Raw genomic sequence first — 25,947 nt, 5'->3', positions numbered from 1 at the left:
CCATCAGGAGCGCTAGCGCTGCGGCATACAGGGCCGTGCGCCGGAACACAGCGCGCGCGTCATGGCGCGGCCCCAATGCCGAACCCATATCGCGGTGCACCCGCGGCCCGTAGAGCCAAGATCGAAGCCGAAGGGATCGACCCCACGTGAGGACCTCGCGCGCCATGCTCGTCATCGCCCACAGATCGGCTCACCGGTGAGCCAAGGCAAGGTGCTGCGCGAGCCCGCGATCGCGCTGTCGGACATCGATCTCAGCCTCGGCCGCGGCGCCGCCCGCGTCCACGTCCTGCGCGGCATCTCGCTGAATGTCGACCGCGGCGAGGCGGTCGGCCTCGTCGGCCCGTCCGGCTCCGGCAAGTCGACGCTGCTGATGGTGATGGCCGGGCTGGAGCGGCCCGATTCCGGCGGCGTCGTCATCGAGGACACCGACCTCGTCCGCCTCGACGAGGACGCGCTGGCGCGGTTCCGCGGGCGCCGGATCGGCATCGTGTTCCAGGCCTTCCACCTCGTGCCGACCATGACGGCGCTCGAGAACGTGGCCCTTCCGCTCGAACTCGCCGACCGGCCCGGCGCCCTGGAGCGGGCCCGCGCCGAGCTGGAGGCGGTCGGCCTCGGGCACCGGCTGCACCATTACCCGGCGCAGCTCTCCGGCGGCGAGCAGCAGCGCGTCGCCATCGCCCGGGCGGTCGCCCCCGACCCCGCGATCCTGGTCGCCGACGAGCCCACCGGCAACCTCGACGAGGCCACCGGCCGCCAGATCGTCGACCTGCTGTTCCGGCTGAAACGGGACCGCGGCGCGACACTGGTCCTCGTCACCCACGACAACGGCCTCGCTCGCCTGTGCGACCGCACCGTGCGCCTGCGCTCGGGGCGGATCGAGGAGGCGGTGACCGCCTGATGCACGGCACGATCACCCGCCCCGACCCCGCGCCCCGCCGGATCCCGCTCACCCTGCGCCTCGCGCTGCGCGAGTTGCGGGCCGGGCTCGACGGCTTCGCGGTGTTCCTCGCCTGCATCGCGCTGGGCGTCATGGCCATCGCGGGCGTGGCGTCGATCTCGCGCTCGCTGTCCGACGGGCTGGGCCGGGAAGGCCGGCGCATCCTCGGCGGCGACCTCGCCTTCAACCTCATCAACCGCGAGGCGACCGACGCGGAGAGGCAGGCACTGGCGGGCGAAGGCCGCCTCGACATCGTCGCCTCCCTGCGGGCCATGGCGGTGGCGGGCAGCGGCGACGCGGCCCTGGTCGAGCTGAAGGCCGTCGACCCCGCCACCTATCCGGCCGCCGGCGACCTCGCGACCGACCCGCCGGGCCGCCTCGCCGACCTGCTGGCGGAGCGCGACGGGGTGCCGGGGGCGCTCGCCGACCCGGCCCTGCTCACCCGCCTCGACGTCAAGGTCGGCGACCGGATCGCGCTCGCCGGGCACGACGTGGCGATCCGCGGCACCATCCTGTCCGAGCCCGACAAGATCGCCGGCGGCATCGGCTTCGGGCCGCGGCTGATGGTCTCCGAGCCGACGCTCCGCGCCACCGGCCTCGTCCAGCCCGGCAGCCTCAACCGCTGGAGCTACCGCCTCGTCCTGCCGCCCGGCACGCCGGACGCCGACCTCGACGCGGCGCAGGCCCGGATCCGCGCCGCCACCCCCGAGGCCGGCTGGGAGATCCGCTCGCGCACCAACGCCGACCCGCGCTTCGCCAAGAGCATCGAGCGCTTCACGCAGTTCCTGACCCTGGTGGGACTCACCGCGCTGATCGTCGGCGGCGTCGGGGTCGGCAACGCCGTCCACGCCTTCGTGGAGCGCAAGCGGCCCTCGATCGCGACGCTCAAGAGCGTCGGCGCGCCGGGCTCGCAGGTGGTCGCCCTGTACCTGACGCAGGTGATGCTGATCGCCGGCCTCGGCACCCTGATCGGCCTCGCGATCGGCGCGAGCCTGCCCTTCCTCCTCGACGCCCTGTTCTCGGCCGACCTGCCGCTGCCGCTGAACCCGACGCTCGCCCCCGGGGAGCTGGCGCTCGCGGCCGCCTACGGTCTGATCACGGCCTTCGCGTTCGCGATCACGCCGCTCGGCCGCGCCCACGACGTGCCGGTCTCCGGGCTGTTCCGCGACACGGTCGACCCGGCCCGCGTCAGCCCGCGCTGGCGCTACCGGATCTGGCTCGCCGTCAGCCTCGCGGCCCTGGTCGGCCTGTCGGTGGCGACCGCCTTCGACCGGCGCGTCGCGCTGATCTTCATCGCGGCGGCCGCCATCGCGTTCGGCCTGCTGCATCTGGTGGCGCTCGGCCTGATGGCGCTCGCCCGCCGCCTGCCGCACCCGCGCTGGCCGGCGCCCCGGATGGCGCTCGCCAACCTGCACCGGCCCGGCGCCCTGACGCCCGCCATCGTCCTGTCGCTCGGCCTCGGCGTGACGCTCCTCGTGACGCTCAGCCTGATCGACGCCAATGTCCGCCGCACGATCAGCGCGACCCTGCCGGCCCGGGCGCCGAACCTCTTCTTCCTGGACATTCCCTCGCGGGACGCCGCCCAGTTCCGCGAGTTCCTGGCGCGCTCGGCCCCGAGCGGAAAGATCGAGGACGTGCCGATGATGCGCGGCCGGATCGTCGCCCTGAACGGCGTGCCGGCGAGCAAGATCCGCCCCCCGGAAGACGCCGCCTGGGTGCTCGACGGCGACCGGGGCATCACCTACGCCGACACGGTGCCGGACGGCTCCAGCCTCACCGAGGGCGCGTGGTGGAGCCCGGAGCAGGGCGCGAAGCCGCTGGTCTCCTTCGAGGCCGACCTCGCCCGCCAGCTCGGCCTGAAGCTCGGCGACACCGTGACGGTGAACGTGCTCGGGCGCGACCTCACCGCGACGATCTTCAACCTGCGCCGGGTGGAGTGGCGCAACCTCGGCATCAACTTCGTGATGGTGTTCTCGCCGGGCACCTTCCGGGGCGCGCCGCATTCCGACCTCGCGACGCTGACCCTGCCCGGCGGCACCGACGCTTCCGCCGAGAACCGCATCCTGCGCGACGTCGCCAAGACCTTCCCGTCGGTGAGCGCCGTGCGGGTGAAGGACGCCCTGGACGCCATCGGCGACCTCGTCGGCCGGCTGGTCCTGGCGATCCGGGGGGCGAGCGCCGTGGCGGTGCTGGCGAGCCTGTTCGTGCTGGCCGGCGCCATCGCGGCCGGGCACCGGGCGCGGCTCTACGACGCCGTCGTGCTCAAGGTGCTGGGCGCGAGCCGGGCGCGGCTGCTGACCGCCTACGCCCTCGAATACGCCGCGCTGGGGCTCGCCACGGCGCTGTTCGGCCTCCTCGCCGGGACGCTCGCCGGCTGGGTGATCGTCGCCAAGGTCATGCACCTCGACTTCCGCCTCGACCTGTCGGGCGCGCTGGTCGCGGCCGTGGCCGCGGTGGCGCTGGCGATCCTCCTCGGGCTCGTCGGTACGTGGCGGATCCTGGGGCAGAAGCCGGCGCCGTATCTCCGGCAGGCCTGACGGAGGCCGATCCCGCAGGCTCCGTATCCGGTTCAGCCCCGGCAGAGGCCGCGATCGAGGCCGTCGAGAGCGGCGGACCGCGCCCGGCCGGAGACGGTCCGGCGGGATATCGAAGCCCTCGGTCCGTGGGGGAGGGGCTTCCAACCGTCGGACCCCGCGCTCACGGGTCGCCGCGCTCCGCATTCTCCGCGGTGCGCGCGCATGCCTCGGTCGGTTCGGGGCCGACCAGAGCTTGGACCGCCTCACCGAATCGCCTCCGCGCCGCAGGATCGAGTCGGCGCAGGTGGACCCCGACCAGCATCAGCAGCCGCTCCGTCTCCCGCTCGATGGCCGGACGGTCCACAGATCCGCAGTGATCGGAACCGTAGAACGCCTCGATCGGCAAATCGAGGGACTGCGCAATCCTGTTCAGCGCGCGCGCGGCGGAGGATTCCACCTTCCGGTCAGCAATCGTCCGCAGGAATTCGAGTCCGTTCTCATCCATGGCGGCCCCTCGAATCACTCGCGACGGGGGAAAATTTCCCAACCATGACAAGAGGTGCCCCGGTGAAGGGGTATTCGCAAGTGAACTCTTTGTCATTTCGCCGGAAGATTGGTACGGACCTAGACATTCGAGCTTCGAGCGGCCCGGGGGGACCGTCCACCATGCGCATCAACGTCATCGATGGCTACGCGGAGAACGCCGACCGTCTCCGGGCGGCTCTCGAAGCCTCGTGCGTTGTGGGAGCCTGGGAGTGGGACCACGTCCGCGGCGTGGTCGTCTACGACGCGGGCGCGGCCCGGTTGCTGACCGGCAATCCCGACCTCGCCGACCGTCCGATCAACGGGCCGATGGCTCTGGCCGCGGTGCATCCCGAGGACATGACGTGGTTGATGGACCACATGCTCCGGGCCGTCCGATCGAGCGGGCTGGTCCTTGCCGAGTACCGCGTGTTCAAGGCGGACGGCACCGTGCGCTGGCTCCTCAGCCGGGGGCGGACCCATCGGAACGAGGACGGCGAGCCGCAGCGCTCGCACGGCATCCTGATGGACATCACCGAGATCCGCGACGGCGGCGACCGCTACGTGGTCGGCAGGCCCATGGCGGGCGGCGACCCGCTGGAGCGGGCGGCCGACCTCGCCGTCGCGCTCAAAGAGACGCTCACCGACGACATGCCCGCGGAGGTGCGGGCGGCCGCCGACCTGATGCTGCTGGGTCTGGGCCGCGCCCTGGCCCGCCGGATGACGCACTGAACCGCCCCTCCCGGACGGCCCAGATCCCGCGCGCCGGAGAGCGGATCTCCGAGGCTGCGGACCCGCCGTGCAGGCACGAACCCGCCGGGATTCGGCGGTCCGGACCGGAGAAACCGGGGCGCATGCGGACGCACGTGGCATAAGGAAGCCGTTAAGACTTCGCGTGGGCGCATCGAAACGCCTCGACGGCGGCAACCGTCAGTCGAACAACCCGACGACGGAGCGGAATGCATTTTAATCCCGGCCCAGATGGACAAAAATACATCCGCCGGACACGGAAAAGCGGCCCCGGAACCGTGGCCGGGGACTTGTGTCGCGGCTTCGGGCGCAACATATTCCCGACTGAGGCGCCAGTCCGGCGCCAGAGGTCCTGCGTGGGCCTCGACCGAACACCACGCTGAGAGAGCCTCCGCAAGGAAACTCCCATGGCATTCGAGAACAGCCCCTTCCGGTACGGCGCCCAGCAGCCGACCGGCTACGCCGGCACCCAGGTCGAGGTCGATCAGGGCCTGCGCACCTTCATGCTCGGCGTCTACAACAACATGATCGTCGGGCTCGGCATCTCGGGTCTCGTCGCGCTCGGCCTGAACATGGCCTCCGTGGCGGCCTACCAGGGCACCCGCCCGATCCTGACCCCGTTCGGTCAGACTCTCTACCTCAGCCCGCTGAAGTGGGTCCTGATGCTCGCCCCGCTGGCGTTCATCTTCGTCTTCTCCATGCGGATGGACCGGATGTCGGCCTCGTCCGCCCGGACGATGTTCTGGGCCTTCGCGGCGGTGATGGGCGCCTCGATGTCCTCGCTCCTCCTGGTGTTCACCGGGGGCAGCGTGGTGCAGGTGTTCTTCATCACGGCGGCGGCCTTCGGCTCGCTCAGCCTGTGGGGCTACACCACCCGGCGCAGCCTCTCCGGCATGGGCTCGTTCCTGATGATGGGCCTGATCGGCATCATCCTCGCGTCGCTGGTGAACATCTTCTTCGCCTCGTCGGCCCTCCAGTTCGCCATCTCGGTGCTGGGCGTGCTGATCTTCGCGGGCCTGACCGCCTACGACACCCAGAAGCTCAAGGAGATGTATCTCTACGGCGGCTTCGACGGCGAGATGGCGGCCAAGATGTCGGTGAACGGCGCCCTGACGCTCTATCTCGACTTCATCAACATGTTCCAGTTCCTGCTGAGCCTGATCGGCGACCGCCGATAAGCCAGCCCGAACAAGACGGGACGAGGGAACCCCGGCGGGACACCGCCGGGGTTTCTTTTTGCCTGGCCGCCGCGCGCGGATGCGCTAGGCTCGGGCCATGCCCGCGCTCTCCGACCTCTCCGGCCTCTCCGCTTTCCCGATCACCCCGAGCGACGCAGACGGCCGCGTCGACGCGGAAGCGCTGCGCCGGTTGCTGGAGCCCCTGGCGGCCGCCGGGGTCGACTCGATCGGCCTCCTCGGCAGCACCGGGACCTACGCGTACCTGAGCCGCGAGGAGCGGCGCCGGGCGGTGGCGATCGCCGCCGAGGCCGTGGCCGGACGGGTCCCGCTCCTCGTCGGCATCGGCGCCCTGCGCACCGACGAGGCCGTCCGCCTCGCGCAGGACGCGCGGGCGGCCGGCGCGGATGCCGGGCTCCTCGCCCCCGTCTCGTACACGCCGCTCACCGAGGCGGAGGTCGAGGCGCATTTCGCGACCGTAGGGGAGGCGGGCGGCCTGCCCCTCGTCCTCTACGACAACCCCGCGACCACGCATTTCCACTTCACGCCGGCGCTGATCGGCCGGATCGCCCGCCAGCCCGGGATCGTGGCCGCTAAGTGCGCCGCACCGGAGCCGGCGCGGGCCGCCGCCGGGATCGCGACCCTGCGGGAGGCCGTCCCGGCGGGCTTCCCCATCGGGTTCAGCGGCGACTGGAACGTCACCGAGGCGCTGATCGCCGGCGGCGCGGCGTGGTTCAGCGTGGCGGGCGGCCTGTTTCCCCGGACCTGCCTGGCGATCGTCCGGGCCGTGGCGGCGGGCGAGACCGAGCGGGCCCGCGCCCTCAACGCCGCGCTGGAGCCCCTCTGGAGGCTGTTCCGGACGCATTCCAGCCTGCGGGTGATCTACGCCCTGGCCGATCTCATGGGCCTGTGCCGCGCCGAGCCGCCGCGGCCGATCCGGCCCCTGGCGCCGGAGGCGGTGGCCGAGATCGCCGCGACCGTCCGGCGCCTGTCCCTGTCCTGAACGGGCGCCGTCAGACCGCCGCCGGTGCCGGTTCCAGCACGGCGATCACCCGGGCGAGCTCGGTACCGCGCTTCAGGATCTGGCCGCTCGCGGCGACGACGGCGTAGGCCCCCTGGCGCCGGGCGAGCTTGGGATCCTTCTCGATGCGGTAGAGCGGCATCTCGGAGGAGCGCCGGTAGATCGAGAACACCGCCTTGTCGCGGCGGAAATCGAGGGCGTAGTCGCGCCACTCGCCCGCGGCGACCTGCCGCCCGTAGAGGTTGAAGATCGTGCGGAGCTCGTCCCGGTTGAAGGCGATCTGCGGAGGGGCCGCGCGGGCGGGGAAGGGGATGACATGGCCCGCCGCCTCGTCGGGCCTCGACCCGGCGCTCGTCCTCTCGGTCATCACGGCTCCCGTGCATCGATGCTTTGCCGGATGATGGGCCTCGCCGCCGCGACCCGCAAGGGTCGCGCTGGCCGTGTCCCGCGAGACACGCCCAAGCGACAAAAAACACGGTTTGGCCCGATTCACGCCTTTTGCAGGCCGCGTTGCGGCGCGACAACAGGCGTCGAACCTCGCCGGGTTCTGCCCGGTCGGCGACCGACACCCAGCTCCCCAGCCATCGGTCGCCGCTCGGGATCCCAGGATCCGGCACTCCGAGGTTTCGAGACCCAAGACTTCAGGCCGCCCCTCGGGCGGCCTTTTTTCCGTTTCCCGTCGGGCCGGGGTTGCGGCTATGCCAGCCGCACCATGGGCCCGCCCGCCTTCGACGCCGCCTTCCTGCACGACCTCGACGCGCTGTTCGCGTGGCGCCGCGACGTGCGCCGCTTCCGGACGGATCCGGTCGACGAGGACGCTCTGCGCGCCTGCCTCGCGGCGGCCCACCGGGCCCCCTCGGTCGGCAACAGCCGGCCCTGGCGCTTCGTGCGGGTCGCGGATCCGGGACGCCGCCGCGCGGTCGCGGAGAACTTCGCCGGCTGCAACGAAGCCGCGGCCGCGGGCTACGCGACCGATCGGGCCGCGCAGTACCGCGGCCTGAAGCTCGCCGGCCTGCGGGAGGCGCCGGTCCATCTGGCCGCCTTCTGCGACGCGGTCACCGAGACCGGCCTCGGCCTCGGCCGGGCCAGCATGCCGGAGACCCTGGCCTACTCGGTCGTGGGGGCGGTGCAGTGTTTCTGGCTCGCCGCCCGGGCCCGCGGCCTCGGCGTCGGCTGGGTCTCGATCTTGGAGCCGGAGGCGGTCACGGCGATCCTGGCCGTGCCGGAGACGTGGCGGCTCGTGGCCTATCTCTGCGTCGGCTACCCGGTGGAGGAGCATCTCGACCCGGAGCTGGAGCGCCACGGCTGGCAGTCGGAGGACCGGCGCGGGAGCGAACTCCACGAGCGCTGAGACGCGCTGAGACGAGCTGAGACGCGCGGAGCGGCGGCCCCGCCGCGCGGCAACGGCCCGTACACTCTGGTTCGTGGTTGCTCTTTTACCGTGCCCCGCGGATCCGCAGAATGACCCCGCGTCAACCATAGCTTTTCTCGGAACGGTAAGCTCGGCCGGGGATTACTTGCCCGCGTCTAGTCTAGCTTTGCGAGGATCGCGGTGATGTCGGGTCGGGTGGCGGCTCTATTCGGTTTGGCCGGCGCGATGCTGGCCGGTTGTTTCCAGGCGGCGCAGGCGCGCGAGATCGTCCCCTTCGCCAACGGCGTCGCGCCGGGTTCGGTGGTGATCAGCGTGTCGCAGCGCAAGCTCTACCTGGTGAACGGCGACGGCACGGCGATCCGCTATCCCGTAGCTGTGGGCCGTCCCGGCAAGCAGTGGTTCGGCATCAAGCCGATCGACGGCAAGTACGTCGCCCCCGCCTGGTCGCCCCCCGCGGAGGTGAAGCGCGACAACCCGCGGTTGCCGAACCTCATCGCGGGCGGCTCGCCACACAATCCCATGGGGGCGGCGGCGATGACGCTCGCGGGCGGCGAGTACGCCATCCACGGCACCAACCGGCCGAACTCGGTGGGCACCTACGCGTCCTACGGCTGCATCCGGATGTACAATCAGGACGTGGTCGACCTCTACGCGCGGGTCGATGTCGGCACGCAGGTCTACATGACCCACTGAGGCCCGCGGGCCTCACCCGGCCGGCGGGGCGGTCGCCTCGACGGCCGTGAAGGTCTCCAGGATCCGGTAGGTGTGCGCCGCGCCGGCCGGCACGCAGTAGGAATCGCCCGGCGCGAGCGCCACGGTCTCGCCCTCCAGCACGAGCTCGGCCCGGCCGCTGATGACGTAGCCGACCGTCTCGTGCGCCGAGGTGGTCATCGGCTTGTCGGCGTTGGGCTCCTCGGCCCGCCACATCCGCATGCCGAGCCGCTCGCCGCGGGCGAGGTGGATCTCGCCGTGCGGGCCCGCGGCCGCGCTCCGGGCCGATACTGTCGTCGCCATCGTCGCCTCCCTCCGGTGAACCTCGCCAACGGGGCCCGGCGTCCGACGTTCCGCGCCCGACAGCGCGACACGTTCGGCAAGCCCCGCGCCGGGGCGCCGCTTGACGGCCCGCGCCGCGCCCCGACAGGATGACGCACCGGTCCGAGAGGCGCCCGACAGAGGCGCGGGCCGGCGCGGCGTCCGCGATCCCGCCCGGGTCCGGCGCGTCGGCGGACGACCCGGATCGGGAGGGACGCGCCATGCAGATCAAGGCGGCGATCGACAGGATTCCCGGCGGCCTGATGCTAATGCCGCTCCTGCTCGGGGCCCTGTGCAAGACCTTCGCGCCGGGCGCCCCGGCCTATTTCAAGGGCTTCACGCAGGGGATCATGACCGGCGTGATCCCGATCCTGGCGGTCTGGTTCTTCTGCATGGGCGCCTCGGTCAGCCTGAAGGCGACCGGCACGGTGCTGCGCAAGTCCGGCACACTGGTGGCGACCAAGCTCGTCGCCGCCTGGGCGATCGTGCTGGTGGCCGGGCTGTTCATCCCGCCCGAGGGCATCCAGACCGGCTTCTTCGCCGGCCTGTCGATCCTGGCGATCGTCTGCGCCATGGATATGACCAATGGCGGCCTCTACGCCTCGCTGATGCAGACCTACGGCAGCCGCGAGGAGGCCGGCGCCTTCATCCTGACCTCGATCGAGTCCGGCCCGCTGATGAGCATGATCATCCTCGGCGCCTCCGGGGCGGCGCATTTCGAGCCGCAGATCTTCGTGGGCGCGGTGCTGCCCTTCCTGGTCGGCTTCGCCCTCGGCAACCTCGACCCGAAGCTCCGGGCCCTGTTCGCGCCCGGCGGCCAGCTGATGATCCCATTCTTCGCCTTCGCGCTGGGGAACACGGTCGACCTCAACAACCTGCTCTCGCCGCTCGCGGGGCTCGGCATCGTGCTGGCGCTCGCGGTGATCGTCCTGACCGGCATCCCGCTGATCCTGGCCGACCGGGCGATCGGGGGCGGGACGGGCACGGCCGGCTTGGCCGCCTCCTCCACCGCCGGGGCGGCGGCCGCCAACCCGCTGGCGATCGCCGCCGTCGCCCCGCAATTCGCCCCCTCGGCGCAGACCGCCACCGTGCTGGTGACGATCTGCATCATCGTCACCTCGATCCTCGTGCCGATCCTGACCGGGCTCTGGTACCGGCGCTTCGGAGCTGGCGTGGCCGAGGCCCGGGCCGAGGAAGAGGCCGGCGCGCCGCTGGCGGTCCCGGCCGAGTAGGCGCCCCGCGGCGGGTCCCTCAGAAGTCGACCGCGAGGCCCTTCACCTCCCAGTCGTCGTAGCGGACCGGCTCCAGACCGCCGCGCCCCTGGCGCTCGGGCTTGGCGCTGATCTCGGCGGCCCGGGCGTCGATCGCCGCGCGGCGCTCGGCGGCCTCGGCGAGGGCGCGCTGCGCCGCCGGGCTGAGGATGCGGGGCGGGGCGGCGCCGTCTCCGGCCTCCTCGGCCGGGTCCTGTCGGTGCGGGTCCTGTTGGTGCAGGTCTCTTGCGGTCGGCTCTTGCATCGCGCTCGCTCGGGTGTGAGGGCGTGGGTCCGGAAGACGTCGGATCTGGAGCAGAAGTGGCATCGCGGGACACAGGCCGCAACACGCGGAACGCAGCGGCACCGGGCGGGACCGGTCCGGACATCGCGGGACTGAGGGCGCGCCGCGCGGCGATGCAGGCGGTCGCGGCCCTGATCGGCCAGGAGCGCCCCCCCGCCCTCGACGACGCCCTCGCCCAGGCGATCCACGCCGAGGCGCTGGCGCCGGCCGATGCGGGGCTGGCGCGGGCCATCGCGGTGGCGACCTTCCGCCGCTACGGTCTGATCCGCGCCGCCCTGGCCGCGCGGCTCGAGCGCGGGCTCCCGGCGGCCAAGCCGCAGCTCACGGCCCTGCTGGCCACCGCGACCGCCCAGATCCTCGACCTCGCGGTCCCCGACCACGCCGCGGTCGACCTCGCCGTGCGGCTCGCCAAGGCGGATACCCGCACGGCCCATCTCGCCGGGCTCGTCAACGCGGTGCTGCGCCGGGTCGCCCGCGAGCGCGACGCGATCCTGGCCGCGGACGCCGACGCCCTGGCGGTCAACACGCCGGACTGGCTCGCCCGCCGCTGGATCGCGGCCTACGGGCCCGAGCGCGCGGCCGCGATCGCCCGCGCCCACCTCGCGGGGGCCGCCATCGACCTGACGCCGCGGGGCGAGCCCGCCGACTGGGCCGCGCGGCTCGGCGCCGTGACCCTGCCGACCGGCTCCCTGCGCCTGCCCGAGAACGGCCCGGCCATCCCCGAGCTGCCGGGCTTCCAGGAGGGAGCGTGGTGGGTCCAGGACGCCGCCGCGGCGCTGCCGGCCCGGCTCCTGGCGCCGCGGGACGGCACCCGCGTCCTCGACCTCTGCGCGGCGCCCGGCGGCAAGACCCTGCAGCTCGCCGCCACCGGCGCCCGGGTCACGGCGGTCGATCGGTCCGCACCGCGGCTGGAGCGCCTGCGCGAGAACGTCGCGCGGCTCGGCTTCGCCGTCGACGTCGTGGTCGCCGACGCCCTCGCCCTGGAGCCGCAGGACCACGACGCCGTGCTGCTCGACGCGCCGTGCTCGGCCACCGGGACGATCCGGCGCCATCCGGACGTGGCCTGGACGAAGGCCGAGGCCGATATCGGGCGGCTCGCCGCGCTCCAGGCGAAGCTCCTCGACCACGCGGCCGGGCTGGTGCGGCCGGGCGGCCTCCTCGTCTACTGCACCTGCTCGCTGGAGCCGGAAGAGGGCGAAGCGCAGGTAGCGGCGTTCCTGGCCCGCGATCCCCGCTACGCGCGGGTGCCGGTCCGGCCCGAGGAGGTCGGCGGCGCCGCGGCGCTGATCGACGACCGCGGCGACCTGCGCACGCTGCCGTGCCACCTGCCGGAGTTGGAAGGCGCCCGCGGCGGCCTCGACGGCTTCTTCGCGAGCCGCCTCCGGCGGGCGGACTGACCGGTCGCCCGCCTCCGACCCGTCATTCCGGGGCGCCGCAGGCGAGCTCGGAACCCGGACCCGCCGACGGCGCGTTCCCGATCGTGTTGCAAAGGCCCGGAAGACAGGAGTCTGCCGGTCGGCACAGCCGCGCCGCGACGCGATCCCTCTCCCGCACGGGAGAGGGACCCGCGCCCGACTCTCACATCGTTTCCGGGTCATAGGATCGGTTCCGCCGTCCTCGCGAGCGGAGCGGAGCGGGCCAGGGCCGCGCCCCGCTCAACGACGTCGCGCCGCCCTGGGTCGCTTCGCTGCGCTCGCGAGGACGGAGAGGCGTCGTCGAAAGCGGCGCGCGGCTCAGTTTGCCTTGACAATGTTCCTATTTTGTGCTTCCTGACCGCACCGGTCCGCGGCGGCCCGGGAGCGATCCCAGGGCGTCCTTCGGGGGCCCGCCCGGTGGCTGACCGTGCGGGTCCGGGGACGGGGCGGCGCCCGCGTCGGTGGCTCTCAGCCGCCATCGCCCCGGGCGACGGACCGGTGCGGGGCGTGCCTCGGACGCGGGCGTGAGACCGGGCGGCACTGTGCCCGGCGGGGTGAGGAAATGCCCCCGCGCCGACCCGCCTCTGGGCCGACCCTGAGCGACCTGCGGACCCGCCCACTACGAGGCGGGGAACGGCTGGAAGGCCACGGCGCCGATGCGGGTTCCGGAGGTGCGGGCACGGCGTGCGAGTACGGCGTGCCTGCACCGCGACCGAGACCGCTCACGGGGAGTCGCAGGACCGGGACGTCGGAGACGTCGCGACGAGACAGACGGCACCGGCCGGGGACCATGCCCGGCCGATGCCGCGGGGCGCCGCGGGGATCGGATCCCGCGCGTACTTGGCCGACACCTGGGTTCCCGCGGCGTCCCGCGTCCCTCGTGCTCGCCTCCCGGGCCATGCCCCCGGCGCCAGTCGGCGCGCGGGGACGATCACGCGTGTCCGCGAGCCTCGGCGTTTCGCGCCCGAATCGGCACCGGAGCGCCCCCCGGCCGGAGCGGGCGCTCCGGCCCGCGGCGACCCGCGACCCCTGGAAAGTTGACGGCGGCCCGGCGGACTGCCATCCGCCCGTCCGACACGTCCGCCCGCCCGCGACATCCTCGAGTCCGAAGAGCCCATGACCGACCTGATCGAGACGATCCGCCGGACGCTCGTGCCGATCCACAAGGAGGGCTATCCCTTCATCCTGATCGGCATCGTGCTGACGGTGCTGGCCGGCTACTTCTCCCAGTTCTTCGGCTGGATCTTCCTGATCCTCACCCTCTGGGTTTGCTACTTCTTCCGCGATCCGGAGCGCGTCACCCCGGTGGCGGACGGGCTCGTGATCTCGCCCGCCGACGGCCGCGTGAACCTCATCGCCACCGTCCTGCCGCCGCCCGAGCTCGACCTGCCGCAGGTGCCGACCCTGCGCGTCTCGGTATTCATGAACGTGTTCGACTGCCACGTGAACCGGGTGCCGGTGGCGGGCCGGATCGGCCAGATCCACTACACGCCGGGCCTGTTCCTCAACGCCGAGCTCGACAAGGCCAGCGACGACAACGAGCGCAACGGCATGGTCATCGAGACGACCCATGCCGGCCAGCCGAAGCGGGTCGGCGTGGTGCAGATCGCCGGGCTCGTGGCGCGGCGCATCGTCGGCTTCGTCGCGGCGGGCGACGTGCTCGGCGTCGGCGAGCGGTTCGGCCTGATCCGCTTCGGCTCGCGGGTGGACGTGTACCTGCCGGCCGGCTCGACCGTGCTGGTCGGCCTCGGCCAGAAGGCGGTGGCCGGCGAGACGGTGCTGGCCGATCTCGGCGGCGGCCCGGAGCGGCTGTTCAAGCGGATCTGAGGCGGCCATGGACGATCTCTTCCCGCCCTTCGCGCCCGATCCGAACGAGCCGCGGCCGCGCCGGTTCAAGCCGGTGCCGTTCCGGATGATCGCGCCCAACATGATCACCCTGATGGCGCTCTGCCTCGGGCTGACCGCGATCCGGCTCGCCTTCGAGGGCAAGTTCGAGCCCGCGGTCATCGCCGTGGTGGTGGCGGGCGTGCTGGACGGCATCGACGGGCGGGTGGCGCGGCTGCTCAAGGGCACGTCGCGCTTCGGCGCCGAGCTCGATTCGCTCGCCGACTTCGTGAATTTCGGCTGCGCCCCGGCCCTGATCCTCTACGGCTTCGTGCTGTTCCACCTGAAGTCGGTGGGCTGGATCGTGGCGCTGATCTTCGCCATCGCCATGGCGCTGCGCCTCGCCCGCTTCAACGCGATGCTGGACGACCCGAACCGGCCGGAATGGAAGAAGGACTTCTTCGTCGGCATGCCGGCCCCGGCGGGGGCGCTCACCGCGATGCTGCCGCTCTACTTGCACTTCCTAGGCTTCGGCATCGAGACCTGGGCCGCGCCGGCGGTCCTGATCTACGTGCTGTGCATCGCCCTCTTGGTGGTCTCCACGGTCCCGACCTACTCGGGCAAGACCATGGGCAAGCGGGTACCGCGCAGCCTCGTCCTGCCGATCTTCCTGTTCGGCGTCGCGGCCTTCGGCATCCTGATCAGTTACCCGTTCGAAGCGCTGGTGGCGGTGAGCGGCGGCTACCTGCTGACCATCCCGGTCGTCGCCGCCCAGTATCGCCGGCGGCTCAAGGCGGAGCCGGCGCTCCCGGCCGGGGAACGGCCGGCGGCCGGGGCGGACGCGCAGCCCGAGAGCGGCGCGGAGGCGCGGCCGCCGGCCGTCTAGCCGGACCGGGCGCTGGCCGCCGCGGGATTCTCCCCTACCTTGGCAGCGTTCGCGGAGGGGATCTCGGAGATGCTCGAGGAATTCAAGAAGTTCGCGCTGCGCGGGAACGTGGTCGATCTCGCGGTCGGCGTGATCATCGGCGCGGCCTTCGGGGCCATCGTCAATTCGGCCGTGCAGGACATTTTCATGCCGGTGATCGGCGCGATCACGGGCGGGCTCGATTTCTCGAACTACTACATCCCGCTCTCGTCCAAGGTGCAGGCCGGCCTGCCCTACGTGGACGCGAAGAAGCAGGGCGCCGTCCTCGGCTACGGCCAGTTCCTGACGCTGACGCTCAACTTCGCCATCGTCGCCTTCGTGCTGTTCCTGGTGATCCGGGCGATGAATCGTCTGCAGCACGCCGAGGTCAAGAAGCCCGACGAGGTGCCGGCCGACGTGAAGCTGCTCTCCGAGATCCGCGACCTGCTGGCGACGAAGCCGCGCGTCTGACGGCTCAGCCCGCGCGCGTGTCGTCGTCCGACGGCTTCACCCCGAAGGCGTCGAGGATCTGGTCGAGGGCCTGCCCGACGGCGCCGGTGCCCTCCTCGTGGGTCTTCAGGCGGGTCTCGAGCCTGCGGATCTGCGGCTCGAACGCGTCCGGCACCGGATCGTCGCCGAGGAAACGCGGCTTGTCGGGACCGACCGGCAGCACGCTGCGCAGTTGCTGGCCGAGATGATCGCGCACCGGCTCGGGGAGCGTGGATTTCGGATCGGTGGGAGTGTCGCTCATGATCGCCTCACGGGTCGAACCGTCGTCAACGGCCGGACGGATGAAGCGTTGCGCCGGCGGCCGCGTCTGCGGGACTGCCCCCGGAGCCAAGCTCCGGGGGCGTTCGGGCCGGCATGAGACCGGCCCAGGGTCTTAGTCGATGACCTCGACGATGCGGTGACCGCGGTCGACCAGCACCGGGCGATCGTTCACCACGGTGTAGCGGTAGCCCGGCTGCACGCGGTACTCGCTCGGGACGTCGTAGTAGGTCACGCCCGAGTTCGGCAGGGTCGTGCCGACGGCGACGCGGCCGTCGTAGTCGTACGAGCGGACGTTGCGCTCGCGGACGTAGCTGCGGAAGCGCGGGGCCATGTCGACGCCGAGGATGCCGCCCACCGTGCCGGTGGCCGCGCCGACCGCGCCGCCGACGATGCCGCCGATCGGGCCGGCCGCGTCCGCACCCGCGGCCGCGCCGCGCTCCGCGCCCGGGATGGTGCCCTGGGCCTGGGCGGCCAGCGGCAGCGAGAGGGCGAGGGCCGAGGCGGCGATGAGGGTCTTGAAGGTCATGCGGTGCGTCTCCGTTCCGTGGTGTTTCGCCGCGCGGGCGCAGCGAAGCTCGGGCCGGTAACGCCCGATCCCCGGAATCGGATGCATCTTTTTTTGTGGAGCGCCGGCCCGCGGCGGCCTGGGCGCCTACGCGTCCTTGGGCATCGCCGACTGGATGAACCGGTCGGAGCCGAGATCCTCCTCGTCGTAGCCCAGAAGCTCCGCGAGGCGGCCGCGGGCGCGGCTGACGCGGCTCTTCACGGTGCCGACCTTGCAGCCCATGATCGTCGCGGCCTCCTCGTAGGAGACGCCCTCGGCGCCGACCAGCACCAGCGCCTCACGCTGGTCCGGCGGCAGCTTGGCGAGCGCCGACTGCAGGTCCTCGACGTCGAGCCTGTCGCCCTGGTGCGGCGCGGTGGCGAGCCGGGCCGCGTAGGACCCGTCCTGGTCCTCGACCTCGCGGACCCGCTTGCGATGGTCCGAGTAGAAGATGTTGCGCAGGATCGTGAACAGCCACGCGTTCAGGTTCGTCCCCGGCTGGAAGCGGGCGCGGTGCTGCCAGCCCTTCAGCAGGGTGTCCTGGACGAGGTCGTCCGAGCGGGCCGGGTTCGAGGTCAGCGACAGCGCGAAGGCGCGCAGCGACGGCACGGCCGCGAGCAGGCCGTTGCGGAATTCGGGCTCGATCGCCTCGCCCCGGGCGCGCAGCGCCGCCTCGAGCTTCTCGATCAGCTCGGCGAAGCGGGACGGCAGCGTCTCCTCGCCGATCCGGTCGTAGACCGTGCGCAGGTGCTCCCCGAGATGCGTGCGGATGCCGGGCGCCAGGTTCGGGCGGCCATCCCGAGTCCCGTCCTCCTGGGACAGGACGGTGTCGGTGTCGTCGCGGGTCATGCGTATCGCGCTCGTCAACTCATCGTGGCTCGACCTGTGGTCCCGAGCGGGTCGAGGCGGAGCGCTTGCCGGCTCGAACCGGTAGTGAGGTCCGGCCGATGCGCTCCTGTTACCGGGATTCTAGCGCATCGGCCGCGGCCATGCACCCTCGGGCAAAACACACTTAAGCTAAGTTGGCCGGTCTCAACAGCCGGATCGCTCCGTCGCGCAGGGTCAGGACGTCGCCGCGGGCGAGATCGGTCCAGCACTCGTCCCGGGTCAGCGCCTGCGTGGCGATGACCGTCACCACGTCGTGCTCGGTGGTCTCCTTGGCGAAATCCACCTGCCAGTCCTCGTCGATCAGGGTGGCCTTCCCGAAGGGCGCGCAGCGGGTGAGATAGCAGAGGCGCTTGCCGCAATGGGCGTAGAGGGTGCGGCTGTCGGTGAGCAGCATGTTGAACACGCCGAGCGCGTGCAGCTCGCCCGCGAGGTCGGCCACCGCCCGGTCGAGGGTCTCGGGGCGGGGCAGGGCGCGGAACCGGGCCTGGAGACGGCCGAGCATCCAGCAGAAGGCGTGCTCGCTGTCGGTGGAACCGATCGGCATGAAGCCGCCCAGCGGCAGCCGCTTCACGCCCTTGAGCTGACCGTTATGCGCGAAGGTCCAGCGGCGGCCCCACAACTCCCGGGAGAACGGGTGGGTGTTCTCCAGGCTGACCCGGCCGCGATTGGCCTTGCGGACATGGGCGACCACGATCCGGCTCTTGATCGGCATGTCGCGCAGGAGCCGGGCGAGCTGCGAGCGGGCGCTGGGCTCCGGCTCGTGGAAGCTGCGACAGGTGCGGCCGTCGTAGAAGCTGATACCCCAGCCGTCGGCGTGCGGCCCGGTCTCGCCGCCGCGCCGGGCGAGGCCCGCGAAGGAGAAGCGGATGTCGGTCGGCACGTTGGCGCTCATGCCGAGCAGTTCGCACATCGTCTTTCAGCCGGGCCATGCGGGGAAGCGGCCCCGTTTAGGAGCGTTCGGCCGTTCCGACAACGGCTTTCGCGCGGGTCAGCGGGCGAGATAGTCGGTCAGCGTCATGCCGACCATGATGGCGACCCAGAAGAAGCCGAGCCCCGAGAACAGCCGGATCAGCGGCGGCTCGTGGATCACCTCCATGGAGACGAGGAGGATCAGCGCCACCATCACGGCGACGACCGCGAGCTCTACGATCCAGACCTGCGCGAAGGGGAGGGTGGCGCCCAGCGTCACGTTGACGGCGAGCAGGGCGAGCAGCGCCAGGAAGGTGAGGATGGGCGTGCGCAGGCGCTTCCGGAGCAGGGCGCGGTCGTCGGCGCTCAGGGTCGCGAGGGGGTTCCACATCCTACCGGTTCACCACGTAGAGGATCGGGAAGGCGAGGATCCAGACCAGATCGATGAAGTGCCAGTACAGGCCGTAGACCTCGATCCAGTTCTGGTGCCGGGCGAGGAACCCGGCCCTGGCGGCCATCCACGTCATGCCGAGCAGGAGCGCGATGCCGGTGAACAGGTGCAGCGCGTGGAGCAGCGTCGCGACGTAGTAGAGGTTCACGAACAGCCGCGCCGCCGGCGTCTCGGCGAGGGCGAAGGGCCTGTCGCTGAGGAACGGCATCATGTGCTCGGCCCAGTCGGCGTAGTACTCGTAGCCCTTGAGCACGAGGAACAGGCCGCCCAAAGCCGCGGTCGCCAGCATCGCCCGGACCATGGCGCGCTGCCAGCCCATGCGCGAGAACTCGATCGCCATCGACATGGTCAGGCTGGAGCAGATCAGCACCACGGTGTTGGTGGCCCCGATCCAGAACTTCAGGTGCTTGGCCGCCGCGACCGTCGCCTCGGGGTGCTGGATCCGGGTGATCAGCGCCACCAGGAACAGGGCCGCGAACAGCAGGAGCTCGGTGATCAGCCACGCCCAGATGCCGAGCGTCGCCGCCTCGCGCTGCTGCGCCACGCTCTCGAAATGGTGGGCGCGGGCGACCCCGACGCCGTCGGCGAGGGGCTCGCTCATCCGTGCTGGTCCCGGGCTTCCTGGGCCTGGATCGGGTAGTCGTAGGGGATGCGCGGCACCTCCGGCGGGGACAGGAAATTGTGCGTCGGCGGCGGGGACGACGTCTCCCACTCGAGCCCCTTCGCGTTCCACGGGTTGGCGGGCGCCTTCCGCCCGAACCAGAGGGAATAGACGAGGTAGAGCATCGGGAAGAGGTAGCCCGCCGCCAGGATCGTGGCGCCGGCCGAGGACAGGACGTTCAGGAGCTGGAACTCGGCCGGGTAGGTCGCGTAGCGCCGCGGCATCCCCAGATAGCCGAGGATGAACTGCGGGAAGAAGGTCACGTTGAAGCCGAGGAAGATCAGCAGCGCCGAGACCCGCCCCCAGGGCTCGCTGTACATCCGGCCGGTGAATTTCGGCCACCAGAAGTGCAGCCCGCCGAGGAAGGCCAGCACCGTGCCGCCGACCATGATGTAGTGGAAATGCGCGACCACGAAGTAGGTCGCGTGGATGTGCTGGTTGATGGCGAGCGTCGCGAGGTAGAGGCCGGTGAGCCCGCCGAGCACGAACAGGCCGATATAGCCCATCGCGTAGAGCATCGGCGTGTCGAGCCGGAGCGCCCCCTTATGGATCGTGGCCGTCCAGTTGTAGACCTTCACGGCGGAGGGCACCGCCACCGCGAAGGACAGGGCGGAGAACACCAGCGAGGCCAGGTCGCTCTGGCCGTTGACGAACATGTGGTGGCCCCACACGAAGAAGGTCACCGAGGCCAGCCCGATCGAGGCGTAGGCGACGAAGCGGTAGCCGAACAGCTTCTTCTGCGCGAAGGCCGGGACGATCTCGGAGATCACCCCCATGCCGGGCAGGACCATGATGTAGACGGCCGGGTGCGAGTAGAACCAGAACAGGTGCTGGAACAGCACCGGGTCGCCGCCGTAGGCCGGGTCGAAAACGCCGATGTGGAAGGCGCGCTCCGCGATCAGCAGGATCAGCGCGGTGGTGATGACGGGGGTGGCCAGCAGGAAGATCAGGCTCGTGGCGTAGTGCGACCAGACGAAGATCGGCAGCTTGAACCACGTCATGCCGGGCGCCCGCATGGTGTGGATCGTGACCACGAAATTGAGCCCGGTCAGGATCGACGAGAAGCCCACGATCGTGACGCCGATCAGCGCCGGCAGCACCCAGGTGTTCGAGAAGGCGGTGGAGAGCGGCGCGTAGAAGGTCCAGCCGGTGTCGACGCCGCCGAGCACCACCGAGACCAGGGTGAACAGGGCGCCGGCCATGAACACGTACCAGCTCGTCAGGTTGAGCTTCGGGAAGGCGAGGTCCTTGGCCCCGATCATCAGCGGGATCAGGAAGTTGCCGAAGGTCGCGGGGATCGACGGGATCAGGAAGAACCAGACCATCACCACCCCGTGGATGGTGAAGGCCTTGTTGTAGGTGTCGTTGGTCATGATCGCGCCGTTCGGCACGACGAGCGCCAGGCGCACTACGCCGGCCGCCAGGGCCCCGATCACGAAGAAGCCGGTGATCGAGGCGAGGTAGAGGATCGCGATGCGCTTGTGATCGGTGGTGAGGAACCACGAGCGCAGGGTCGATTCCGCGTGCAGGTAGTCGGATTTTCGCCCGATCGTGGATTCCGGGGCGTGGGGTTCCCGGCGGGCGGTGCCGCCGACGCTGCCCGATGCGCTCATCGTGTCGCTCCCGGCAGCGCCGCGTCCGCGGCCTTGCCGGAGGCCGGACCCGCGTAGGATTTCAGGAAATCGATCAGCGTGCCGAGCTCGTCCGCCGGGATCCGGCCGGCGAAGCTCGGCATCACCTGCTTGCCACCGCCGGCGAGCCGGTCGCCGTTCGGGTTCAGGATCTTCTCGCGCAGCCACGCGTCGTCGGCGGTGACGGTGCGCCCGTCCGCGAGCTTGACTTGGCTGCCGTAGAGGCCCGCGAGGCTCGGCGCCTTCACGGACGAACCGGGGTCGTGGCAGCCGGCGCAGCCATAGGCCTCGTAGAGCGCCCGGCCCGCCGCGACCTTGCCCTGCTGCGCGCCGGCGTGGGTCAGCCAGTCCTGGTAGTCGCCGGGATTCATGAAGGTGACCTCGCCGCCCATCACGGAATGGTCGGTGCCGCAATATTCCGAGCAGTAGAGATGGTAGGTGCCGGTCTTCTCGGCCTTGAACCACAGGTCGGTGTAGCGGTCGGGCAGGGCCGCCACCTGCATCCGCACGGCCGGCAGGTAGAGGGCGTGGATCACGTCCTGGCTGATGATGTGCAGCCGGATCGGCTGGCCGATCGGCAGGTGCAGGTTGTTGATCTCGGACTGGCCCGTCGGGTGCTGGAACTTCCACATCCACTGCCGGCCGATCACCTCGACCACCATGGCGTCGGGGGGCGGGTTCTTCGACTCGACGAACAGCCGGGCGCCCCAGACGAAGAAGATCAGCGTCAGCAGGAACGGGATCAGCATCCAGCTGATCTCGATGAGGTTCGACCGGATGCCCGAGGGGCTCCGGTCCGCCTCGGAGCCCTCGCGGTAGCGCAGGGCGAAGTAGGTGATCGCCACGAAGACCGGCACGGTCAGCAGCAGCGTCAGCACCGTGAAGGCCAGGATCAGCCAATCGGTCTCGATCGCCGTGGCGGAGACCGCGGCGGGCCAGAGCTGGAGGGAGTCGTGGCTCGGCGTCATCGCGCAGCGGGCTCCGCCGGTTCGAGGGAGCGGCCGACGGTCAGGTCCATGGCGCGCCCGATCGGGATGCGGGCGCGAGTGCGGGCCTCATCCCGGTAGCCGTAGCCGGAGAGGCGCGCCGCGGTCTCGGCCCGCTCGCGGTCCAGGTCGGCGTAGGGGTCGGCCTGCAGGTTCGGCGGCGGCGGCGCCAGCCGAGTCGTCTGCTGCGGCGTCAGGGCGGGCAGCGCCCGGCGCTGGCTCGCCGCGAAGGTGCCCATCAGCCAGACCATCGCGCCGACGACCGCCAGCGCCGCGAGCGCGAGGCCCGCCATCACCAGCACGGTGTTGCGGACGTTGACGTCGCGCGTCTCGTGCCCGGGATCGTCGGGATGGCGCTGGGTGTTGGCCGCCGGGCGCGGCGGCCGCCCGTTCAGGAGGCCGCTGCCGCGCAGGGTCAGCCCCGCGAGGATCGCCGGGATCAGGCCGGTGGGTCCGTCCGCGCTCATGCCGGCCTCCCGGCGCGGCGGGCGGTCGCGGCCGCGCGGTCTGCGCGCGGACGCATCAGCGGGCGCAGCGCGGCCGCGAGGCAGGCCACGGCGCCGGCGGCCAGCACGTCGCTCGGCCGGAGGACGAAGCGGTCGCGCACCGCCGGGGTGACCAGCCAGAACATCTCCAGGGCGTGGACGGCGAGCGCCGCGCCGGCCAGGATCCGGGTGGTCGGGCGGCCCGGCCGCAGGGTCGCGAGCCCGGCCAGGACCACGACCGCGCCGGCCACGATCGCCAGTGCCCGCCCGACCCAGCCGCCGCGGGCGAGGTACCACGCCACCTCGGGCGGCAGGTTGGCCGACCAGACGATCAGGAACTGCACGAAGTGCATGTAGGCCCAGAGGCCGAGGAGCACGACGAGGGGGACGAGCCGGCCCCGGCCGGGGGCCGTGCGGCCGCGCCCCACGGGCTCCGGCTCCTCCCAGGCCAGCAGGATCGCCGCCGCGAAGGCGAGGCCGCTCCACGCCGTCATCACCAGGAGACCCAGGAGGGTGGAGTCGAGCCGCGGATCCAGGGAGGCGACGACGTCGGTGACGAACAGCGTGCCGATGACCGCGTGCAGCCCCACCGCCGGCACGGTCCGCCCCTCGCCGGGCGCGTCGAACGGTCTGGCGAAGCGCAGCGCCAGCCAGGTCCAGGCCGCGAGGTAGGCGATGACTCGGACCGCGAAGAACGGCACCGTGAACCACAGGGCGGCCAGCGGCGTGCGCGCCGGGGCGCTCACCCAGGGATAGAGCAGCGGCGCGGCGGCCAGCAGCGGCAGCGCCAGCACGGCCGCGACCGGCATCAGAGCCGTCAGCCGGCGCAGGCCCGCCAGCATCTCGATGCCGCCGCGCTCGCGGACCCGCTTGCCGAAGCGCTCGGCCACGATGACCACCGGCAGGGCGCCGACCGGCAGAGCGAGGAGGACCAGCCACGCCGCGAGATACGAGGCCGCGGCTCCGCGCCAGCCGCCCGCGATCAGGCAGACGGCCAGGAGGACGAGGCCGGCGAGGCCGAGCAGGGCGGGGCGCCTCACCGCGTCGCCTCCAGCCGCGCGCGATCCGCCTCGGGCAGGCTCGCCACCGGGGTGTCCTGGCTGAGCTGGAGGGCGCGGACGTAGGCGACGATCGCCCAGCGGTCGGCCGAGGGGATCATCTGGGCCATGCCGAACATCGCCTTCCGGCCGTTCGAGATGGCGTCGTACAGGTCGGACGCGGAAGCCGCGCGCACCGGCCCGGCGGTGAGGTCGCCGGCGGACGGGAAGCCCCGGGCCACGATCATCCCGGCGCCGCGGCCGTCCTGCCCGTGGCAGGGGGTGCAGAACACGCCGTAGCGCTCGCGGCCCTGGTCGAGGAGCGCCCGGCTGATCGCCTGCGGCTGCGGCGCCGCGCGGGCCGGATCGATCCGCGGCACGGTGCCGGCCACCGGCTGGCGCATCGTGATCTCGCGGGGGAAGAACGGGTTCTTGTCCCAGGTCTTGGCCCGGGCCTGATCGGCCATGTCGGCCTCGCCGCAGGCGGCGAGCGGCGCGAGGGCCAGGCAGGCGAGGAGGGCGCGCGGCCCGGCGCGGCGGGCGGTGCGGCGGACGACGCGCCTCATCGCGGGATCCGCCGGATCTCGAGGGGGCGCCCGGCCTCGGCCGGCAGGGAGGCGAGCCGCCGCTCCATCCGCGCCGCGTCGAACCGGTCGCCCCGCGCCTCGGCGGAGAGGAAGAACCGGTCCTCCGAGGCGCGCAGGAAGCCCGGGATGTTGAAGGCCGGGTGGTTCAGGCGCGGCAGGCGGTTGAGCACGAGGAGCGCGAGGTGGATCGCCACGCAGCCGGCCATCATCGCGAAGGAGACGCTCGGGACCACGAAGGACGGCCAGGACAGGCGCGGGCGGCCGCCGATCAGGAACACGTAGTCGTAGGCCGTGGCGTAGATGCACAGCGCGAAGAAGCCGAAGCCGCCGAACAGGGCGCCTGCCAGGGCGTAGGGCAGGATCGAGCGCCCCTCCAGGCCCAGGGGCCGCAGGGTGCGGGGCATCGGCACCGGTCCGTGCCCGTCGAGATGGACGTGGTCCGGGCCGATCCCGGAGACCGCCTGGAGGGCGGCAGCGAGGTCGCCCTGGCTCGCGAAGGTCGCGGACACGCCCCACAGGGGCGCGGTGACCGGGTTCTCCTCGGGGCGACCCGTGGCCCCGGACGCGGCCGCGCGGGCGGCCTCCTGCGCGGCCGGCGACGCCGTCAGGGCGAGGCGGCGGCTCTCGACGATCGAGACGGCCGGCAGGTAGCGCAGGAACAGGAGCAGCAGGGTCAGGAACAGCCCGATCGAGCCCGCGAAGGTGGCGATGCCCCAGATGTCGGACGTGTAGGGCAGCCTCGAGGAGGGCAGGAAGTCCTGCGTCAGGGTGACGACCAGGACCATGACGTGGTCGGCGTAGGCACCGATCGCCACGAGGAGCCCCACCGCCGCGATCGCCGGCGGCGCCGTGCGGGCGCGGGCCGACCACAGGATCTGCGCGGGCAGGACGAGGCACAGGACCGCCGTCCAGGACACCAGGGCGTGGTCGCCGGTCATGCGCCGGACCAGGACGCCGCGCCCCTCGGCGTCGCCGTTGAGGAAGGTGTCGAAGTACTCGGCCGCGTAGCAGTAGGCGCTGGCGCAGCCGAGGCAGAGCAGCAGCCGCCCGAGGACGTCGAGATGGCGGTCCGTCACCAGGGCGTCGAGGCCGTAGACGAGGCGGATCAGCATCACGGTCACCGCCGTGACGCCGACGCCCGAATAGACCGCGTTGACCAGGAAGCTCACCGGCAGCAGCGTGCTGTGCCAGCCGGGCATCAGCGAGCCCGCCAGCATGACCGAGGCCCCGGTCTGGACCGAGACCACCAGCAGCACGCCGAGGAGCGCCACCGTCCGGTAGGCCTGGACCCAGATCTGCCAGTGGGCCGCCGAGCCGCGCCAGCCCGAGGCGAGGATGCCGTAGACCTGCGCGCGCAGGAGGGCGAGCTTGCGGGTCGGCGCCTTCGCGTCGAACTGGCGGAGCGCCTCGACGTGGGCCCGGTCGCGCAGCGTCGCGAGGTCCGGCAGCAGGCCGATGAACCAGAGGCTGACGCAGATCACCAGGAACGACACGATGTCGATCGCGTCCCACAGGAGCGGCGAGCGGAACTGCGGCCAGAGATCGTAGGTGTTGGGGTAGGGCAGGTTCCAGAAGAAGAACCAGGGCCGCCCGAGATGGATGATCGGGTAGAGGCCGGCGGCCGCGGTGGCGAGCAGCGCCAGGGTCTCGGCGACGCGGTTCACCGCCCCGCGCCACTCCGCGCCGAGCAGGAGCAGGATCGCCGAGACCAGCAGGCTGCCGGAGGCGACGCCGATCCACCAGTCGTAGCTCGCGATGTCCAGCGCCCAGACGACGGCGTTGTTGTTCGCCCAGATGCCGGGGCCGGCGTAGAGCAGGTAGCCGAGGGTGAGGACGAACAGGCCGAGCAGCGAGGCCGCCCCCGCGAAGGCGATCCACCAGCGGCGGTTACCGGGATGCGTCAGCGGGATCTCCGCGACCGCGCCGCCGATGTCCTCGAGGGTCGCGTCGGGCCGGATCAGGGCGCCGGACATGC

The 25,947-nt window shown here is 72.0% G+C and carries 28 protein-coding genes; 12 read left to right on the top strand and 16 right to left on the bottom strand.

Annotated features, from left to right (window positions below; genetic code table 11):
- Positions 1–196: 196 nt before the first annotated feature.
- Positions 197–898: an ABC transporter ATP-binding protein gene (locus ACX9MN_RS00745; RefSeq protein ID WP_376738864.1), complete on the top strand. Its 702-nt coding sequence runs from the start codon at positions 197–199 to the stop codon at positions 896–898.
- Positions 898–3,474 carry an ABC transporter permease gene (locus tag ACX9MN_RS00740; RefSeq protein WP_489723515.1) on the top strand — a complete coding sequence of 859 codons (2,577 nt, stop codon included), beginning with the start codon at positions 898–900 and terminating at the stop codon, positions 3,472–3,474. The genes ACX9MN_RS00745 and ACX9MN_RS00740 overlap by 1 nt, the downstream gene beginning before the upstream one ends.
- Positions 3,475–3,634: 160 nt before the next feature.
- On the opposite strand, the gene ACX9MN_RS00735 is transcribed toward ACX9MN_RS00740, so the two are convergent.
- Complete coding sequence (locus ACX9MN_RS00735) at positions 3,635–3,958, bottom strand: hypothetical protein (RefSeq protein WP_056531185.1); 324 nt, start codon at positions 3,956–3,958, stop codon at positions 3,635–3,637.
- Between the two features lie 161 nt (positions 3,959–4,119).
- On the opposite strand from ACX9MN_RS00735, the gene ACX9MN_RS00730 reads away from it, so the two are divergent.
- The 3 genes from ACX9MN_RS00730 (at position 4,120) to ACX9MN_RS00720 (ending at position 6,903) form a co-directional block, all read left to right on the top strand.
- A complete protein-coding gene (locus ACX9MN_RS00730; protein ID WP_020095345.1) occupies positions 4,120–4,707 on the top strand; it encodes a PAS domain-containing protein in 588 nt (195 codons plus the stop codon).
- A gap of 425 nt (positions 4,708–5,132) precedes the next feature.
- A complete protein-coding gene (locus ACX9MN_RS00725) occupies positions 5,133–5,903 on the top strand; it encodes a Bax inhibitor-1/YccA family protein (RefSeq protein ID WP_020095346.1) in 771 nt (256 codons plus the stop codon).
- 97 nt (positions 5,904–6,000) lie between these two features.
- Positions 6,001–6,903 carry a dihydrodipicolinate synthase family protein gene (locus ACX9MN_RS00720; RefSeq protein WP_489723514.1) on the top strand — a complete coding sequence of 301 codons (903 nt, stop codon included), beginning with the start codon at positions 6,001–6,003 and terminating at the stop codon, positions 6,901–6,903.
- Between the two features lie 10 nt (positions 6,904–6,913).
- On the opposite strand, the gene ACX9MN_RS00715 is transcribed toward ACX9MN_RS00720, so the two are convergent.
- Complete coding sequence (locus tag ACX9MN_RS00715) at positions 6,914–7,288, bottom strand: DUF2794 domain-containing protein (RefSeq protein ID WP_020095348.1); 375 nt, start codon at positions 7,286–7,288, stop codon at positions 6,914–6,916.
- Between the two features lie 345 nt (positions 7,289–7,633).
- Here ACX9MN_RS00715 and bluB point away from each other — a divergent pair, with 345 nt between their 5' ends.
- Entirely contained in the window at positions 7,634–8,272 is a 639-nt protein-coding gene (bluB, locus tag ACX9MN_RS00710) for a 5,6-dimethylbenzimidazole synthase (protein ID WP_489723513.1), read from the top strand.
- Between the two features lie 204 nt (positions 8,273–8,476).
- Positions 8,477–8,986, top strand: a complete 510-nt coding sequence (locus tag ACX9MN_RS00705; RefSeq protein WP_020095350.1) for a L,D-transpeptidase — start codon at positions 8,477–8,479, stop codon at positions 8,984–8,986.
- Positions 8,987–8,998: 12 nt separating this feature from the next.
- Here the strand turns inward: ACX9MN_RS00705 and ACX9MN_RS00700 are convergent, their stop codons facing one another.
- Positions 8,999–9,307, bottom strand: coding sequence for a cupin domain-containing protein (locus ACX9MN_RS00700; RefSeq protein WP_042669659.1), 309 nt, complete (start codon positions 9,305–9,307; stop codon positions 8,999–9,001).
- Between the two features lie 239 nt (positions 9,308–9,546).
- On the opposite strand from ACX9MN_RS00700, the gene ACX9MN_RS00695 reads away from it, so the two are divergent.
- On the top strand, positions 9,547–10,557 hold the full coding sequence (locus tag ACX9MN_RS00695) for a 2-keto-3-deoxygluconate permease (RefSeq protein WP_056531165.1): 1,011 nt from the start codon (positions 9,547–9,549) through the stop codon (positions 10,555–10,557).
- Between the two features lie 19 nt (positions 10,558–10,576).
- On the opposite strand, the gene ACX9MN_RS00690 is transcribed toward ACX9MN_RS00695, so the two are convergent.
- Positions 10,577–10,840, bottom strand: coding sequence for a DUF1674 domain-containing protein (locus ACX9MN_RS00690; RefSeq protein WP_489723512.1), 264 nt, complete (start codon positions 10,838–10,840; stop codon positions 10,577–10,579).
- 152 nt (positions 10,841–10,992) lie between these two features.
- Here ACX9MN_RS00690 and ACX9MN_RS00685 point away from each other — a divergent pair, with 152 nt between their 5' ends.
- The 4 genes from ACX9MN_RS00685 (at position 10,993) to mscL (ending at position 15,493) form a co-directional block, all read left to right on the top strand.
- On the top strand, positions 10,993–12,276 hold the full coding sequence (locus tag ACX9MN_RS00685) for an RsmB/NOP family class I SAM-dependent RNA methyltransferase (RefSeq protein ID WP_489723511.1): 1,284 nt from the start codon (positions 10,993–10,995) through the stop codon (positions 12,274–12,276).
- A gap of 1,134 nt (positions 12,277–13,410) precedes the next feature.
- A complete protein-coding gene (locus tag ACX9MN_RS00680; protein WP_020092368.1) occupies positions 13,411–14,121 on the top strand; it encodes a phosphatidylserine decarboxylase in 711 nt (236 codons plus the stop codon).
- A 7-nt stretch (positions 14,122–14,128) separates the two neighbouring features.
- Positions 14,129–15,004: a CDP-alcohol phosphatidyltransferase family protein gene (locus tag ACX9MN_RS00675; RefSeq protein WP_020092369.1), complete on the top strand. Its 876-nt coding sequence runs from the start codon at positions 14,129–14,131 to the stop codon at positions 15,002–15,004.
- Positions 15,005–15,073: 69 nt separating this feature from the next.
- Entirely contained in the window at positions 15,074–15,493 is a 420-nt protein-coding gene (gene mscL / locus ACX9MN_RS00670; protein ID WP_020092370.1) for a large conductance mechanosensitive channel protein MscL, read from the top strand.
- A gap of 4 nt (positions 15,494–15,497) precedes the next feature.
- On the opposite strand, the gene ACX9MN_RS00665 is transcribed toward mscL, so the two are convergent.
- From ACX9MN_RS00665 to ACX9MN_RS00610, 12 genes are all read right to left on the bottom strand, one after another.
- Complete coding sequence (locus ACX9MN_RS00665; RefSeq protein WP_091682192.1) at positions 15,498–15,773, bottom strand: hypothetical protein; 276 nt, start codon at positions 15,771–15,773, stop codon at positions 15,498–15,500.
- 132 nt (positions 15,774–15,905) lie between these two features.
- Positions 15,906–16,319: a DUF1236 domain-containing protein gene (locus ACX9MN_RS00660; protein WP_020092372.1), complete on the bottom strand. Its 414-nt coding sequence runs from the start codon at positions 16,317–16,319 to the stop codon at positions 15,906–15,908.
- 126 nt (positions 16,320–16,445) lie between these two features.
- Positions 16,446–17,186, bottom strand: coding sequence for a NepR family anti-sigma factor (locus ACX9MN_RS00655; RefSeq protein ID WP_020092373.1), 741 nt, complete (start codon positions 17,184–17,186; stop codon positions 16,446–16,448).
- 163 nt (positions 17,187–17,349) lie between these two features.
- Positions 17,350–18,135, bottom strand: a complete 786-nt coding sequence (locus ACX9MN_RS00650; RefSeq protein ID WP_091927234.1) for a class II glutamine amidotransferase — start codon at positions 18,133–18,135, stop codon at positions 17,350–17,352.
- A 78-nt stretch (positions 18,136–18,213) separates the two neighbouring features.
- Positions 18,214–18,525, bottom strand: coding sequence for an oxidase (locus ACX9MN_RS00645; protein WP_489723510.1), 312 nt, complete (start codon positions 18,523–18,525; stop codon positions 18,214–18,216).
- A gap of 1 nt (position 18,526) precedes the next feature.
- The gene (locus ACX9MN_RS00640) at positions 18,527–19,186 is read right to left on the bottom strand and encodes a cytochrome c oxidase subunit 3 (RefSeq protein ID WP_056523414.1); all 660 of its coding nucleotides are present in this window, start codon (positions 19,184–19,186) and stop codon (positions 18,527–18,529) included.
- Positions 19,183–20,859 carry a cytochrome c oxidase subunit I gene (locus tag ACX9MN_RS00635; RefSeq protein WP_056523416.1) on the bottom strand — a complete coding sequence of 559 codons (1,677 nt, stop codon included), beginning with the start codon at positions 20,857–20,859 and terminating at the stop codon, positions 19,183–19,185. The genes ACX9MN_RS00640 and ACX9MN_RS00635 overlap by 4 nt, the downstream gene beginning before the upstream one ends.
- Positions 20,856–21,845 carry a cytochrome c oxidase subunit II gene (gene coxB / locus ACX9MN_RS00630; protein WP_056523418.1) on the bottom strand — a complete coding sequence of 330 codons (990 nt, stop codon included), beginning with the start codon at positions 21,843–21,845 and terminating at the stop codon, positions 20,856–20,858. Before coxB ends, ACX9MN_RS00635 begins: the two co-directional genes overlap by 4 nt.
- Entirely contained in the window at positions 21,842–22,330 is a 489-nt protein-coding gene (locus tag ACX9MN_RS00625) for a hypothetical protein (RefSeq protein ID WP_447700203.1), read from the bottom strand. The genes coxB and ACX9MN_RS00625 overlap by 4 nt, the downstream gene beginning before the upstream one ends.
- Positions 22,327–23,388 (bottom strand): hypothetical protein, encoded by a 1,062-nt coding sequence (locus tag ACX9MN_RS00620; protein WP_091927237.1) that lies wholly within the window; start codon positions 23,386–23,388, stop codon positions 22,327–22,329. The genes ACX9MN_RS00625 and ACX9MN_RS00620 overlap by 4 nt, the downstream gene beginning before the upstream one ends.
- Positions 23,385–23,951, bottom strand: coding sequence for a c-type cytochrome (locus ACX9MN_RS00615; protein ID WP_489723509.1), 567 nt, complete (start codon positions 23,949–23,951; stop codon positions 23,385–23,387). The genes ACX9MN_RS00620 and ACX9MN_RS00615 overlap by 4 nt, the downstream gene beginning before the upstream one ends.
- Entirely contained in the window at positions 23,948–25,945 is a 1,998-nt protein-coding gene (locus ACX9MN_RS00610; RefSeq protein WP_489723508.1) for a quinol:electron acceptor oxidoreductase subunit ActD, read from the bottom strand. The genes ACX9MN_RS00615 and ACX9MN_RS00610 overlap by 4 nt, the downstream gene beginning before the upstream one ends.
- Positions 25,946–25,947 lie beyond the last annotated feature (2 nt).

Source organism: Methylobacterium sp. 1A, assembly GCF_058072805.1.
Note: the sequence above shows the minus strand (reverse complement) of the source record. Positions and strands in the feature narration are given on the sequence as shown.